The organism is Rhizobium pisi, from assembly GCF_003938655.1.
GTDB lineage: Bacteria > Pseudomonadota > Alphaproteobacteria > Rhizobiales > Rhizobiaceae > Rhizobium > Rhizobium pisi.
This window is the reverse complement of sequence record NZ_RJJT01000010.1, coordinates 228,085-242,767: the sequence shown is the minus strand read 5'-3', so window position 1 is coordinate 242,767 and position 14,683 is coordinate 228,085. Positions and strand designations below refer to the sequence as shown.

Genomic DNA, 14,683 nt, shown 5'->3' with positions numbered 1-14,683 from the left:
GATCATGATCAGACTTGTCGTCTTCGCCCTGCTCGTGCTGCTTCTCGCCTATGGCTTTTCCTGGCTCGCCGACCGTCCCGGCGACCTTTCTCTGATCTGGGAAGGCCAGATCTACCAGACGAAGCTGATCGTCGCCGCCAGCGCGATCATCGCTCTTGTCGCCGCCGTGATGATCGCCTGGTGGTTCGTCCGCCTGGTCTGGACCTCGCCGCATTCGGTGACGCGCTATTTCCGCGCCCGCAAGCGCGACCGCGGCTATCAAGCGCTATCAACTGGCTTGATCGCCGCCGGCGCCGGCAATGCGGCTCTCGCCCGCAAGATGGCCGCCCGCTCGCGCGGCCTCATCCGCGCCGATCAGGAGCCTTTGATCAACCTGCTCGAAGCCCAGGCCGCCCTGATTGAAGGCCGCCATGACGAGGCGCGCGCCAAATTCGAGGCCATGGCCAACGATCCCGAGACGCGCGAGCTCGGTCTCCGCGGCCTCTATCTGGAAGCCCGCCGCCTCGGGGCCAACGAGGCCGCCCGCCAATATGCCGAGAAGGCTGCCGATAATGCGCCTTATCTGCCCTGGGCAGCGCAGGCGACGCTCGAATATCGCAGCCAGGCCGGCCGCTGGGACGATGCGATCCGCCTGCTCGAACAGCAGAAGGCCGCCCGCGTCGTCGAAAAGGCCGAAGCCAACCGCCTGCACGCCGTCCTTCTGACGGCGCGCGCCGGCGAGAAGCTGGAAAGCAACCCGACCGGTGCCCGCGACGACGCCCAGCAGGCCTTGAAGCTCTCTGCCGATTTCATTCCGGCCGCTCTCGTTGCCGCAAAGGCCCTGTTCCGCGAAGGCGGTGTGCGCAAGGCTGCGTCCATCCTCGAACAGGCGTGGAAGTCGGCACCTCATCCTGAGATCGGCCAGGCCTATGTCAGGGCCCGCAGTGGCGATTCCACGCTCGACCGGCTGAAACGCGCCGAGCGGCTGGAGGGGCTGCGCCCGAACAATGCCGAATCCCTTCTCGTCGTCGCGCAGGCAGCGCTCGACGCGCGAGAATTCGCCAAAGCCCGCGCCAAGGCGGAAGCGGCGGCCCGCATGCAGCCGCGCGAGGCCGCCTTCCTGCTGCTTGCCGATATCGAAGAAGCCGAAACCGGCGACCAGGGCCGGGTGCGCCATTGGCTCGCGCAGGCGCTCAAGGCGCCGCGCGATCCGGCCTGGGTCGCGGATGGCTTCGTGTCGGACAAATGGCTGCCGGTCTCGCCCGTAACCGGCCGCCTCGACGCCTTCGAGTGGAAAGCGCCCTTCGGCCAGATCGAAGGCCCGGTCGAAGAGGGATCGCATCCGGCCTCGATCGAAACCGCTCTGAAAACGCTGCCGCCGCTGCGAGACGTCAAGCCGGAGAGCCCGGTCAACGATCATCGCATCATCGAACTGGAACGCGCAGCCACCATTGCCGAGGCCGTGCGCCCGGCGCCAGCACCGGCACCAACGCCGGCAAAATCAAAACCTGAACCCGTGAGCGATCGGCCCCCCGCAGCCAACGAAGGAAAGCCTTTCTTCGGCGGACTACCTGACGATCCCGGCGTTCGCGATCCCAGGGCGGAACCGGAACCCAAGACGCGGCTCCGCCTTTTCTGAAATGGAACAAGAACCGCATGTTCGAACGCTTTCAGGCATTCTTCCAGAAGCTCACCGCCGATCACTCCCGGAAAGCTTTCGCCCCGGATGATCCGCGCATCACGGTGGCGGCGCTCTGCATGCAGGTCATGGAGGCCGACGGCCAGATCAAATCAAGCGAGAAGAAGCGGCTGCGCAAGCTCTTGAAGGAGCAATATGCGCTCGACGGCAAGCAGCTCGACGCCTTGATGGCCGCTGGCCTCGAGGCCGAAAGCTCCGCCGTCGACTATTATCGCTTCACCTCCGATCTGAAGCGCCATCTCAATACCGAGCAGCGGTTGGAGCTGATCGGCATCCTGTGGGACATCGTCTATGCCGATGGTGAGCGCAGCGAGATGGAAGACCACGTGATCTGGCGCATCGCCGACCTGCTCGGCGTCTCCTCGCGCGAGCGCATCCAGAAGCGGCAGGAAGCCGCCGCCAGGGTGACCGATGTCCAGGTTGTGCAAGATGACAGCGACTGAGCAACATCCGAACCGCGACACGCGCCCGATCCTCATCGTCCTGCACCAGGAACGGTCGAGCCCCGGCCGCGTCGGCCAGTTGCTCGTCGAAAAAGGCTACCGCCTCGATATCCGGCGACCGGTTCTCGGCGAGCCGCTTCCGACGACGCTTGAACATCATGCCGGCGCCGTCGTTTTCGGCGGGCCGATGAGCGCCAATGATCCCGATGATTTCATCAAAAGGGAGATCGACTGGATCAACATTCCCTTGCGGGAAAAACGCCCCTATCTCGGCATCTGCCTCGGTGCGCAGATGCTGGTCCATCATCTCGGCGGCAAGGTGCAGTCGAATGCCGACGGCTCGACGGAGATCGGCTGGTACCCGCTGCGGCCGACGGAAAGGGGCCGTCTGCTGATGCACTGGCCAAAGATGGTCTATCACTTCCATCGCGAGGGTTTCGAGCTGCCGCACGGCGCCGATCTCCTGGCCGAAGGCGATGCCTATCCGAACCAGGCCTTCCGCTATGACGGCAACGCCTGGGGCCTGCAGTTCCATGCCGAACTCACCAGGGCGATGATGCATCGCTGGGTCGTGCACGGCGCGCACCGCTTCATACTGCCGAACGCCCAGCAGGGCCGCGAACATCTCGAGGGCCGCATGCTGTTCGACGCGCCGCTCAAAGCCTGGCTGACCGAATTTCTCGATATCGTCTTCGAAGGCAAGGCAGCGAAGGCGACCGCCCCGATCACCCTTCCCGCATAAAGCATGTCGGACTAAAGCGTGCGGCAGTTTGCGCCGGCAGGCGCGCTGTCACGCTTGGGCGGTGGGCGCGTCGAGCGTATCGATTGCGCGCAATTTCGGGAAACTCGAAGCCCAGATCGCCGCGACTGCCAGCGTTCCGATCCCGCCGATGATGACGGCAGGCACCGCGCCGAAGATCGATGCCATCGTGCCCGCCCTGAATTCACCGAGCTCGTTCGAAGCGCCGACGAAGACCATGTTGACCGCATTGACGCGACCACGCAGCTCGTCCGGCGTCCAGAGCGCGATCAGGCTCTCGCGCACGTAGACCGACACCATATCAGCCGCCCCCATCAGCGCCAGCGCGGCAATCGAGATCTCCGTATTGGTCGAAGCGCCGAAGACGATAGTTCCGACACCGAACAGCGCGACGCCGATGAACATGTAGATGCCGGCGCGATGCTTCAGCGGATAGGCGGCGAGGAAGATCGCCATGACGATGGCCCCGAGCCCAGGTGCGGCGCGCAGCAGTCCGAGCCCCCAGGGGCCGAGCGTCAGTATATCGCGGGCGAAGATCGGCATCAGCGCTGTCGCGCCGCCGAGCAGCACGGCGAAGAGATCGAGCGAGATCGCGCCGAGCACCACCCTTTCCGCGCGGATGAAACTGAAGCCGCCGAGGATCATCGCCCAGCTCTTGGCCTCACCCGTCGTCTTCTGTTCCGGCTTCGGGATCATGAAGAGGAGAGCCGCACCGAGAACGGAAAAGATCACCGCCACCGTATAGGCCGTCGTCGCGCTGACGCCGTAGAGCAGACCGCCGAGCACCGGCCCGGTGATCGCCGCGAGCTGCCACGACGACGAATTCCAGGCGATGGCATTGGAAAGGGCATGCTCCGGCACGAGATTGGGTGCGAGAGACTGCACCGCCGGCGACATGAAGGCCCGTTCGATGCCGAAGATCAGAAGCACCGCAAAGACAGGCCACGGCGCGAAGGTTCCCGTCGCCGTCATGACAAGCAGCGCCAGCGTGCAGAGCGCGCTCACCAGCGAGCAAAGCGCTGCGATCGCCCGGCGATTGTGCCGGTCGGCCACCGAGCCGGTGACGAGGATGAGCAGCAGCGACGGCAGGAACTGCACCAGGCCGATCAGGCCGAGATAGATCGCCTTGCCCGTCTGGTCGTACATCTGCCAGCCGACGGCGACGCTGACGATCTGCTGCGAGAAGGAAAGCAGAAAGCGCGCGAAGAAGAAGCGGGTGTAGGACGAATGCCGGAACGCGGCAAATCGGTCTCCGGTGGGCGAAAACGACATAGCTGTTTTCCGAGAAGACGGGTGCGGAATTGCCTGCGAAGCCACCCGTTAAACATGATTTGCCATGCGTTTCCACACGGCCCTTGCTCGTTTAATCGCCAATGTCTACATATCTGTCAACAACGAACTGGAGACGGTAATGGCAGGAGTTTTTCAAGCCATATTTCTAATCATCGATATGGCTTTGAACATTTATTGGTACGTGATCATTGCCAGCGCGATTTTCTCGTGGCTGTACGCATTCAACGTCATCAATTCGCACAACCAGTTTGTGAACCAGCTGGGCATGTTCTTCTACAACGCGACAGAGCCTGCGTTGCGGCCGATACGCCGTTTTCTGCCCAATCTGGGCGGCATCGACATCTCGCCGATTATCCTGCTGCTGATCATCGTCTTCATCCAGGCCGTCCTCAACAATCCGATCAAGCCCTTCATCTACTCGCTGGTCGCTTGAACCGTCCCTGGAAGTTTTTCGGCGATCATCTGCGCCTTGCCGTTCGGTTGACGCCGAATGGCGGTCGGGATGCGATCGACGGTATCGAAGCGGATGGCGAGGGTGAGACCCATCTGAAGGCGCGCGTCACTTCAGTGCCTGAGAAGGGCAAGGCCAACAAGGCGTTGATCCTCCTGATTTCAGGCTCTCTCGGCATTCCCAAATCTTCCGTCAGTCTCATTTCCGGCGAGACGGCGCGCAAAAAAATCCTCCGGATCGAGGGCGACCCGGAGGATTTGGCAAGAAAGCTCGAGGCGTTTCTGCGCTGAGCGATCAGGCTTTCGTCTTCTTGGCGCGCTCGACAGCTTCGAGGATGAGTTGGCCGGCTTCCTTGGAATCGCCCCAGCCGTAGATCTTCACCCACTTGCCGGGCTCCAGATCCTTGTAGTGCTCGAAGAAGTGCTCGATCTGCTTCAGCGTGATTTCCGGAAGGTCGGTGTAATCCTTGACCTTCTCGTAGCGCAGCGTCAGCTTCGGCGACGGCACGGCGATGATCTTCTCGTCCTTGCCGGAATTGTCTTCCATCTTCAGAACGCCAATCGGGCGCACATTGATGACGCAGCCCGGAACCAGCGGGCGGGTGCTAGCGATCAACACGTCGATCGGGTCACCGTCTTCCGACAGCGTATGCGGCACAAAACCGTAATTGCCCGGATAGGTCATCGGCGTATAGAGGAAACGATCGACGACCAGCGTGCCGGCTTCCTTGTCCATCTCGTACTTTATCGGATGACCGCCGACCGGAACCTCGACGATAACGTTGACGTCTTCAGGGGGATTCTTGCCGATGGAAATGGCGTCAATTCGCATAGGAAACTCCTGCAAGGTTGAATTGCTCGCAGCCAGATAATCAGTTTCATACGGCAACGCAACATAGCACGTCGCCAAATGCCCAATGGCACCGGCGTGCAATCACAGCAAAATTTCAGGGGATGAGTCGACCGTCAGCCAGGCGGTTCAGTTCCAGATGAAGCCGACCTTCTTCAACTGCTTGTGGTCGAAATTTTCCATGCCTTCGCAAAAATCGATGCCGCCATGACTGCGGTAGAACCGGCTGGCGTTCTCGTTTTCCTCGAGGCACCAAACGACCAGCCCGTTGCAGCCGAGCGACTTCAGAAGCCGGCGCGACTCGCCAAACAGCATCTTGCCGAGCCCGATGCCCTGATATTCGGGACGAAGATAGAGCTCGTAGATCTCGCCTTCCTGCGGCAGGGCACGGGCGCGGTTGAGGCCGAGCGTCGCGTAGCCTGCGACAGTCCCAGCAACATCGAGAACCAGAAGCGTCGCAGGTCCGCGCGTTGCCTTGCGCCACCAGTTTTCACCGCGCCGCTCGATCATTTGCCTCAGCGCGCGGTGCGGAATGATGCCTGCATAGGTATGCTGCCAGGCGAGCCTGTGCGTTTCCGAAATGGCTCGGGCATCGTGCGGCTCGGCCCGCCGGACATCGATCGACAACGTCTTCATAACGTTTACTCTGGCCCTGCCAGGGACAATTAACCATATGCGATGGCACATTCTGGTCGATTGCCCACAGACTTAACATGTGGACGACTGTCAAAATTTAACGCTTTTTTAACGATTGTCACAAGCCGGAATCGGCGCAGCGCACAATAAAAAACCCCGGCGCGAAGGCCGGGGTTTCAAACGGATATTTTGACGCTCTTAGAGAGCCGCCTTCGACTTTTCGAAACGCTTGCGGTCGTTGGCGTCGAGATACATCTTGCGCAGACGAATATTCTTCGGCGTCACTTCCATCAGCTCGTCGTCCTGGATCCAGGAGAGCGCGCGATCAAGCGTCATGCGGATCGGCGGCGTCAGCTTCACCGCTTCGTCCTTGCCGGCGGCGCGGATGTTGGTGAGCTGCTTGCCCTTCAGGACGTTGACTTCAAGGTCGTTGTCGCGCGAATGGATGCCGATGATCATGCCGGCATAAACCTTTTCGCCCGGCTCGATGATCATCGGGCCGCGATCTTCCAGGTTGAACATCGCATAGGCGACGGCTTCGCCGGCAGCGTTGGCGAGCAGCACACCGTTGACGCGGCCACCGATAACACCCTTGTAGGGCTGGTAGTCGTGGAACAGGCGGTTCATGATCGCCGTGCCACGCGTATCCGTCAGCAGCTCCGACTGGTAGCCGATCAGGCCACGGGTCGGCGCGTAAAAACGCAGACGAAGACGATTGCCGCCCGACGGACGCAGCTCGACCATTTCGGCCTTGCGCTCGGACATCTTCTGCACGACGACGCCGGAATGTTCTTCGTCGACGTCGACAACGACTTCCTCGATCGGCTCCAGAAGCTGGCCGCTTTCATCCTTGTGCATCACGACGCGCGGACGCGATACGGCAAGCTCGAAGCCTTCGCGACGCATGGTTTCGATGAGAACGGCGAGCTGAAGTTCGCCGCGGCCGGACACGTAGAACGAATCCTTGCCTTCAGCTTCTTCGATCTTCAGGGCGACGTTGCCTTCGGCTTCCTTGAAGAGACGGTCGCGGATGACGCGGCTCGTCACCTTGTCGCCTTCAGTGCCCGCCAGCGGGCTGTCGTTGACGATGAAGGACATGGTGACGGTCGGCGGATCGATAGGCTGCGCCTTCATGGCTTCCGAGACGGCGGGATCACAGAAAGTATCGGCAACCGTGCCCTTGGAAAGGCCGGCGATCGCGACGATGTCGCCCGCATGCGCTTCTTCGATCGCCGTGCGCTCGATGCCGCGGAAGGCGAGGATCTTGGAAATTCTGCCGGTTTCGATCAGCTTGCCGTCCTGGCCGAGGACCTTGACGGCCTGGTTCGGCTTGATCGAGCCCGATGCGATACGGCCGGTGATAATACGACCGAGGAAGGGGTTGGCTTCGAGGATCGTGCCGATCATGCGGAACGGACCTTCTTCGACGGTCGGCTCAGGCACGTGCTTGAGCACCAGGTCGAGAAGCGGAGCAAGACCCTGATCCTTCGGACCTTCCGGATTGACGTTCATCCAGCCATCGCGGCCGGAACCGTAGAGGATCGGGAAGTCGAGCTGCTCGTCGGTTGCGTCGAGATTGGCGAACAGGTCGAAGACTTCGTTGATGACTTCTTCGTGGCGACCATCAGGACGGTCGATCTTGTTGATCGCGACGATCGGGCGAAGACCGACCTTCAGAGCCTTGCCGACCACGAACTTGGTCTGCGGCATCGGGCCTTCGGAGGCATCGACGAGAACAATCGCGCCATCCACCATCGAGAGAATACGCTCGACTTCGCCGCCGAAGTCGGCGTGGCCGGGAGTATCGACGATATTGATGCGAACACCCTTCCACTCGACCGAGGTCGCCTTGGCGAGAATGGTGATGCCGCGTTCCTTTTCCAGGTCGTTCGAGTCCATCACGCGTTCTGCAACGCGCTGGTTCTCGCGGAACGAGCCGGACTGTTTCAGGAGCTCGTCGACGAGGGTGGTTTTGCCATGGTCAACGTGCGCGATGATCGCGATGTTGCGAAGTGCCATAATGTCATAATCTCTGAGGCTGGGGCGCTACGCCAAATGGACGCGCCATTTATGTTTGGCGCGCTCATACCGGTTTTTTCGCGATTGCGAAAGGGGGTCGCGCGCGAAAGCTGCGGCATGGTTGCCACCATGCCGCCCGTGCGTCCGTCACGAAACTGTCTTAAGCGTCGCTGCCTGTCAATTCCTCGAAGGTCGCAAGTCCCTTCTTGACCAGCATCGCATCCGGGCTCGGCAGCTTGCCGCGGAAGGCCTTGTAGGCATCCTCGGGATCGACCGAACCGCCTGTGGAATAGATATTTTCCCTGAGCTTGCGCGCCATCTCGCCGTTGAAGGCGTCTCCCGTCTCCTCGAAGGCGGCGAAAGCGTCGGCGTCGAGCACCTCCGACCACATGTAGGAATAATAGCCCGCCGAATAACCGCCGGAGAAGATATGTTGGAAGTGCGGCGTCGCATGGCGCATGACGATCGACTTCGGCATGCCGATTTCAGCCAGCACCTCCGCCTGCACCGCCATCGGATCCTCGACGGCCTCCCGCGTGTGAAACGCCATATCAACAAGCGCCGAAGAGGTGAACTCGACCGTATTGAAGCCGGCATTGAAGGTGCGGGCCGCCAGCACTTTGTCGAGCAACACTTGCGGCATCGGCTCGCCTGTCTCGAAGTGAACGGCGTATTCCTTGAGGATGGCGGGAACCGTCAGCCAGTGCTCGTAGAGCTGCGAGGGCAGCTCCACGAAATCGCGGGAGACGCCGGTGCCGGAAACGGAGGGGTAGGTGACATTAGAAAGCATGCCGTGCAGCGCATGGCCGAATTCGTGGAACAGCGTGCGGGCATCGTCGAGCGACAGCAACGCCGGCTTGCCTTCGGCCGGCTTGGCGAAATTGCAGACATTGTAGATGATCGGCAATTCGCCGTGGCGGCCGTTCTTCAGCTCCAGCCTGTGCTGCGATTGCAGCGAGCTCATCCAGGCCCCTGATCGTTTCGAGCCGCGGGCGAAATAATCGCCGAGGAAGAGGGCGACCAGCCGGCCCTCCCGGTCCCTGATTTCGAAGACCCTGACGTCGGGGTGATAGGCCGGCACGCCCTTCTTCTCGACCGCGCGAATGCCGAACAGCCGGCCCGCCACATCGAAGCAGGCGTCGATGATCTTCTCGAGTTGCAAATAGGGCTTGAGCTCTGCCTCGGAGAAATCGAACTTCCGCGCCCGGATCTTTTCGGCGTAGTGGCGCCAGTCCCAGGGCATCACCTCATGGTTCCGGCCTTCCTCGGCAATCAGCGCCGCAATGTCGGCCTCTTCCTCGCCGGCGCGTTTCACCGCCCGCGCCCAGACGGCCCTCAGCAGGCCGTTCACCGCATCGGCCGTCTTCGCCATTGTGTTGTCGAGCTTCAGCTCGGCGAAATTGCCGTAGCCGAGCAGCGTCGCCACCTGCTGGCGCAACGTCAGCGTTTCCTTGATGACGGCGCGGTTATCAGTCTCCCCGCCGTTTGCGCCGCGCGCGACCCACGCCTTGAAAGCCTGCTCGCGCAGATCCCGGCGTTCCGAAAAGGTCAGGAACGGCTCGATGATCGAGCGTGACAGCGTCACCGCATATTTGCCCTCGTCGCCGCGTTCGCGCGCGGCTGCCGCCATCGCATCGCGCAGGAATTCCGGCAGGCCGTCCAGTTCGGCGCCATCGGAGAGCGTGAGCGCCCAGGCCTTCTCGTCAGCAAGCACGTTCTGGCCGAATTGGGTGCCAAGACCGGCGAGCTTTTCATTGATCGCGGCAAGCTGTTCCTGCTCGGCCTTTTCAAGCTTGGCGCCCGACTTGACGAAGCCTTTCCAATGCCGTTCCAGCACGCGTGTCTGTTCGAGTGTCAGCCCAAGGCTCTCGCGCTTCTCCCAGAGCGTGTCTATGCGGGCAAAAAGCGCGGCATTCATGCCGATCTTCGAATAGTGGCGCGACATCTTCGGGGAGATCTCCCGCTCCAGCGCCTGGATGACGTCGTTGGTATGCGCGCCCGCCCTGCTCCAAAACAGCGCCGAGACGCGCGACAGCGCATCGCCGGCAATCTCCAGCGCCACGACCGTATTCTCGAACGTCGGCACATCGCCATTTCCGGCGATCTCGTCGATCTCCCTTTCATGTGCCGCCAGCGCCGCCTCGAAGGCGGCGGCAAAGTCGCCGTCGTTCAAAGCATCGAAACGCGGCAGGCCGTGAAGACCGTCCCAGTCGACGAGAGCCGGATTGAAATCATGTGGAGAAGGCATCGAAGAATCCTTTTTGGCATGCGAATGGATCGTCAATATAGGGAAGCGGCGGTCGAATTGGTATGTCGCTGCGGTGCGCCTTTTGCCCCGTCCAACAATCTGATGCACGTTCGCCAAATCTGGTGGACAAAATTGACGCACGCAAATTAACCATTTGTTAACGATTGACGCGAATCAGGCGCAAGCGCTAGATTCCCGATAATCTTCTTGTAAGGGGACATGCGGCATGGAAATTTTTTCTGTGCGGTCTTCTCAGAGTTTGCTATTTAAAAACAATCCTAATAACGCAAAAAGTTCGAAGACCTCTGATATTGCAATCGAGACCAGAGCTCCCGCCCCGGCCTCATTCCAGATCGAAGACGATGCTGGCGAAGGCCCGGATTTTACCGCGGTCAGCCCTGGAGAACTGCGCAATTACGCGCGCCAGAGTTTCGACAGCGGCCTGATCGACCAGAACACCTATGCCGCGATCTCCGAACCGCTGCCGATGCATGCGATCGATCCGCTCGGCAACGTCATCGATCTCTCCAGCGTCACCGACGGCACCAGCTTCAATTTCCTCGACTATTACAAGAACCAGCTACAGGTCGCCATGTCGATCGGCGATCCGAACGAAGTTCAGACGCTGAAATCGATCGTCAATTTCCTGGATGGCTGATCGCGCTTATGCCTTGCGCCAGCCGAGCAAGCCGGGCGTCGCATGCCATAGCGCCTGCGCGGCAAATCCCATGAAGAGAACGCCGGAGCAGCGCACGATCAGCCGCTCATGCGCGCGATAGAAACGGCGCACCGCGCCTGCGCCGATGACGCCGATCAGGATGATGTCGGCCGTCACGAAACCCAGGAATGAGACGCCGAGAAGCATCGGCAATGCCTCGAAATCGAGCGCACCGGCCGAGCCCGCGACCAGCGCGGTGAATGTGGCAAGCGCCACCGGATAACCCTTCGGATTGGTGACGCCGAAGATCAGCCCCCGGCGAAACGGCCGCTCGACCATGACAAGCGACTGCCCCTCCGCCTTCGGCTTGGCATTGACGGCGCTCCAGCCGATCCAGGCAAGATAGAAGCCACAAGCAAGGCCGAGCAGGTCGAAGACGAAGGTTCCGATCGTCTTCGCACCGACGATCGCGATCAGCGCCAGCGACGACCAGATGATGTCCCCGACGAGATGCCCCATCATGAAGAAGGCGCCGGCCTTGCGGCCCTGCCCGGCGCCGATGCCGAGCAGTTGCAGGAAGGCGGGTCCCGGAATGAGCACATAGAAGAGCGCCGCCAGAAAGGCGCCGAAGACCAAGGACTGCGTCATGAGGATGCTCCGGAGGATGATCGTGACAGAGTAAGTGATCGCAGGCGTCCGTCAAGGGTGGTTGCACGGCATGAAAAGCGGGATCAGATTGCAACCGGCGGCTTCTCCTGACCAGCAACGGTCGAGGATATCGTCGGCTGTCGGCGCCGCATATGGGCAATCCAGGCAGATCGGGAAGCGGACACTATCCGGGCCTGCAGATTTCTATTGGGAAACTCCCGTGTTATGATGCGGTATCGGCGTTGTCCGCCGTAGGTTCTGCGCACAGAGACTTGTCTGATGAGCGAAGTGGACGTGCTTTTTGCCACACTGCGACAGGCGGCCGACCCGCAGACGGTGGAGTGCATCGAGAACGTGGTCATGCATGGCTTGGATCGCGATCTCAATCGCATCAATGCGCTCGCCTTTGCCGATAAGCACCATCTCGACGAAGAGAAAACGATCGCGGCGTTTCTCCATGCAGCGCGCATTGGCGTGTTTGAGATGACCTGGAATGTCCTTTGCCCAGGATGCGGCGGCGTCCTTGACAGCGGCGCAACCCTCAAAGGGGTCGTCCAGGACACCTACCATTGCGCACTCTGCGCGGCTGGATATGAACCAACCCTTGACGAGATGGTCGAGGTAACCTTCACGGTCAATCCTCGTGTTCGCAGGATTGCCGCCCATGAGCCCGATCTGCTGCCTCCGCTTGAGTATTACCGCCAAATCTTCTTCAGCTCTGGAGTCGACTTGCCGGAGAATCTGGAATCGAAATTCGCACGCATTATGCTTGAGATGATCGAGCTGGCTCCGGGCGAGAAAGCTTTCGTCTCACTGCAACTGCCGGCGCAATTCGTCATCATCTTCGATGCGGTAACACACTCGGCACAGTTCATCGACGTAAAGGGTGAACCGACCGACGAGCGTCAAAACCTCTCGATGGTCATCAGTCGGGGGCATGCGCTGAACGAGACGCTGACGCTGCGTCCTGGCTTGCTGCGGCTCACCCTCGAGAACCACACCGATCGCAGAGTGGTGCCGAACGTCTGCGTGGCGGGAGATGACCTTCATGAGTTGCTGGGCCGCAGGCGGGCTTTTCTGACGGCCAAACGGTTGCTGACGAACCAGAGTTTCCGGGACATCTATCGGACCGACACTCTCGACGTCGACCAGCGCCTCAAGATCACAAGCCTGACTTTCCTCTTCACTGACTTGAGGGGTTCGACGGCCCTTTACGAACGCGTCGGAGATCTTGCCGCTTTTGATCTGGTGAGAGCGCATTTCAGGGTTCTTCACGAGATTGTCGCGACAGAAGCCGGAGCGGTCGTCAAGACCATAGGCGATGCAGTCATGGCGACCTTTCCGAGCCCGGACCGCGCGGTGGCGGCCGCGCTGCGGATGCGGCAGGCGATGCTCCGACTGAATGCCGAACACGGTAGCGACGATCTTCTCCTGAAGATCGGCATCCATGAGGGGCCATGCCTCGCGGTCAACCTGAACGACCGGCAGGACTACTTCGGCCAGACCGTCAACATCGCCTCCCGCGTCCAGGGTCTTGCCGATCCCAATGTGATCATGACGACGGAGGCGATTGTCGGGGACGCCCAGGTTTCAGAGATCCTGCGCAACAGCGGCATCTCATCGGCCTCCCGGATGGAAGAGCTTCAAGGCATCGGGAGAGAAGTAAGAATCTTCGCCCTGTCGTAAGCTGAGACCGCTCTTCAGCCCACGAAAAAGCCCGCGCGGCAAATCGCCGGCGGGCTCATGTCCGTTCGAAAGAGAACTGTGATTACTTCGCGAGGTTCCGCTTGCCGAGCGTGCGCAGGCGCAACGCGTTGAGCTTGATGAAGCCGGCCGCGTCCTTCTGGTCGTAGGCGCCCTGGTCGTCCTCGAAAGTGACGAGCTTGTCGGAATAGAGCGACTTTTCGCTTTCGCGGCCGATGACCATGACGTTGCCCTTGTAAAGCTTCAGCGTCACTTCGCCTTCGACATGCTCCTGGCTCTTGTCGATCAGCGCCTGCAGCATCTCGCGCTCCGGCGAGAACCAGAAGCCGTAATAGATCAACTCGGCGTAACGCGGCATGATCTCGTCCTTGAGATGGGCGGCACCCCTGTCGAGCGTGATCGATTCGATGGCGCGATGCGCCGAAAGCAGGATCGTGCCGCCAGGGGTCTCATAGACGCCACGCGACTTCATGCCGACGAAACGGTTCTCGACGAGATCGAGACGGCCGATGCCGTTGTCGCGGCCGTAATTGTTGAGCGTCGCAAGCAGCGTCGCCGGAGACATCTCGACACCGTTGATCGACACGGCATCGCCCTTGCGGAAGCCGACCTTGATGGTGGTCGCCTTGTCGGGGGCTGCCTCCGGCGAGATGGTGCGCATATGCACATACTCAGGAGCTTCCAGCGCCGGATCTTCCAGAACCTTGCCCTCGGAGGAGGAGTGCAGCAGGTTGGCGTCGACGGAGAACGGCGCCTCGCCCTTCTTGTCCTTGGCAACCGGGATCTGATGCTGTTCGGCAAAAGCGAGCAGGTCCGTGCGGCTCTTGAAGGACCAATCACGCCACGGAGCGATGATCTTGATATCGGGGTTCAGGGCATAGGCGGAAAGTTCGAAACGGACCTGGTCGTTGCCCTTGCCGGTCGCGCCGTGAGCGATCGCGTCAGCACCGGTCTTCCGGGCGATATCAATGAGGTGCTTGGAAATCAGCGGACGGGCGATCGACGTGCCGAGCAGGTAGACACCTTCATAGACGGCATTGGCGCGGAACATCGGGAAGACGAAATCGCGCACGAATTCCTCGCGCACATCCTCGATGTAGATCTCCTTGATGCCGAGCATCTCGGCCTTCTTGCGCGCCGGCTCCAGCTCTTCGCCCTGGCCGAGATCGGCGGTGAAGGTGACGACTTCGGCGCCGAGTTCCGTCTGCAGCCACTTCAGGATGATCGAGGTGTCGAGGCCGCCGGAATAGGCGAGCACGACTTTCTTCACGTCTTTGTATGATGCCATGGTGATGA

General features: G+C 60.9%; 14 protein-coding genes. 7 read left to right on the top strand and 7 right to left on the bottom strand.

Going from position 1 to position 14,683, the window contains the following annotated elements:
- Window position 1: 1 nt before the first annotated feature.
- Genes EFD55_RS16290 through EFD55_RS16280 form a run of 3 tightly spaced genes read left to right on the top strand, consistent with a single transcriptional unit; the run spans window position 2 to window position 2,863 of the window.
- Window positions 2-1,618, top strand: coding sequence for a heme biosynthesis protein HemY (locus EFD55_RS16290; protein WP_125846136.1), 1,617 nt, complete (start codon window positions 2-4; stop codon window positions 1,616-1,618).
- Window positions 1,619-1,635: 17 nt separating this feature from the next.
- A complete protein-coding gene (locus EFD55_RS16285) occupies window positions 1,636-2,121 on the top strand; it encodes a tellurite resistance TerB family protein (protein ID WP_125846085.1) in 486 nt (161 codons plus the stop codon).
- Window positions 2,090-2,863 carry a glutamine amidotransferase gene (locus EFD55_RS16280; RefSeq protein ID WP_125846083.1) on the top strand — a complete coding sequence of 258 codons (774 nt, stop codon included), beginning with the start codon at window positions 2,090-2,092 and terminating at the stop codon, window positions 2,861-2,863. Before EFD55_RS16285 ends, EFD55_RS16280 begins: the two co-directional genes overlap by 32 nt.
- A gap of 48 nt (window positions 2,864-2,911) precedes the next feature.
- Here EFD55_RS16280 and EFD55_RS16275 read toward each other — a convergent pair whose 3' ends face one another.
- Window positions 2,912-4,153 carry an MFS transporter gene (locus tag EFD55_RS16275; RefSeq protein WP_125846081.1) on the bottom strand — a complete coding sequence of 414 codons (1,242 nt, stop codon included), beginning with the start codon at window positions 4,151-4,153 and terminating at the stop codon, window positions 2,912-2,914.
- 64 nt (window positions 4,154-4,217) lie between these two features.
- On the opposite strand from EFD55_RS16275, the gene EFD55_RS16270 reads away from it, so the two are divergent.
- Together EFD55_RS16270 and EFD55_RS16265 are read left to right on the top strand one after the other, a co-directional pair.
- Window positions 4,218-4,607, top strand: coding sequence for a YggT family protein (locus tag EFD55_RS16270; RefSeq protein ID WP_125846079.1), 390 nt, complete (start codon window positions 4,218-4,220; stop codon window positions 4,605-4,607).
- Window positions 4,604-4,915: a DUF167 domain-containing protein gene (locus tag EFD55_RS16265; RefSeq protein ID WP_125846077.1), complete on the top strand. Its 312-nt coding sequence runs from the start codon at window positions 4,604-4,606 to the stop codon at window positions 4,913-4,915. The genes EFD55_RS16270 and EFD55_RS16265 overlap by 4 nt, the downstream gene beginning before the upstream one ends.
- A gap of 4 nt (window positions 4,916-4,919) precedes the next feature.
- Here EFD55_RS16265 and ppa read toward each other — a convergent pair whose 3' ends face one another.
- From ppa to EFD55_RS16245, 4 genes are all read right to left on the bottom strand, one after another.
- The gene (gene ppa / locus EFD55_RS16260) at window positions 4,920-5,456 is read right to left on the bottom strand and encodes an inorganic diphosphatase (RefSeq protein ID WP_125846075.1); all 537 of its coding nucleotides are present in this window, start codon (window positions 5,454-5,456) and stop codon (window positions 4,920-4,922) included.
- 147 nt (window positions 5,457-5,603) lie between these two features.
- A complete protein-coding gene (locus EFD55_RS16255; protein WP_125846073.1) occupies window positions 5,604-6,110 on the bottom strand; it encodes a GNAT family N-acetyltransferase in 507 nt (168 codons plus the stop codon).
- A gap of 198 nt (window positions 6,111-6,308) precedes the next feature.
- Window positions 6,309-8,129: a translational GTPase TypA gene (gene typA, locus EFD55_RS16250; RefSeq protein WP_125846072.1), complete on the bottom strand. Its 1,821-nt coding sequence runs from the start codon at window positions 8,127-8,129 to the stop codon at window positions 6,309-6,311.
- Between the two features lie 160 nt (window positions 8,130-8,289).
- Window positions 8,290-10,377, bottom strand: a complete 2,088-nt coding sequence (locus tag EFD55_RS16245) for a M3 family metallopeptidase (protein ID WP_125846070.1) — start codon at window positions 10,375-10,377, stop codon at window positions 8,290-8,292.
- A gap of 226 nt (window positions 10,378-10,603) precedes the next feature.
- On the opposite strand from EFD55_RS16245, the gene EFD55_RS16240 reads away from it, so the two are divergent.
- The gene (locus EFD55_RS16240) at window positions 10,604-11,035 is read left to right on the top strand and encodes a hypothetical protein (protein WP_125846068.1); all 432 of its coding nucleotides are present in this window, start codon (window positions 10,604-10,606) and stop codon (window positions 11,033-11,035) included.
- Between the two features lie 6 nt (window positions 11,036-11,041).
- On the opposite strand, the gene EFD55_RS16235 is transcribed toward EFD55_RS16240, so the two are convergent.
- Window positions 11,042-11,683 (bottom strand): LysE family translocator, encoded by a 642-nt coding sequence (locus EFD55_RS16235; protein ID WP_125846066.1) that lies wholly within the window; start codon window positions 11,681-11,683, stop codon window positions 11,042-11,044.
- 279 nt (window positions 11,684-11,962) lie between these two features.
- On the opposite strand from EFD55_RS16235, the gene EFD55_RS16230 reads away from it, so the two are divergent.
- Complete coding sequence (locus tag EFD55_RS16230; protein ID WP_125846064.1) at window positions 11,963-13,369, top strand: adenylate/guanylate cyclase domain-containing protein; 1,407 nt, start codon at window positions 11,963-11,965, stop codon at window positions 13,367-13,369.
- An 82-nt stretch (window positions 13,370-13,451) separates the two neighbouring features.
- On the opposite strand, the gene EFD55_RS16225 is transcribed toward EFD55_RS16230, so the two are convergent.
- On the bottom strand, window positions 13,452-14,675 hold the full coding sequence (locus EFD55_RS16225; RefSeq protein ID WP_125846063.1) for an argininosuccinate synthase: 1,224 nt from the start codon (window positions 14,673-14,675) through the stop codon (window positions 13,452-13,454).
- Window positions 14,676-14,683: the final 8 nt, after the last annotated feature.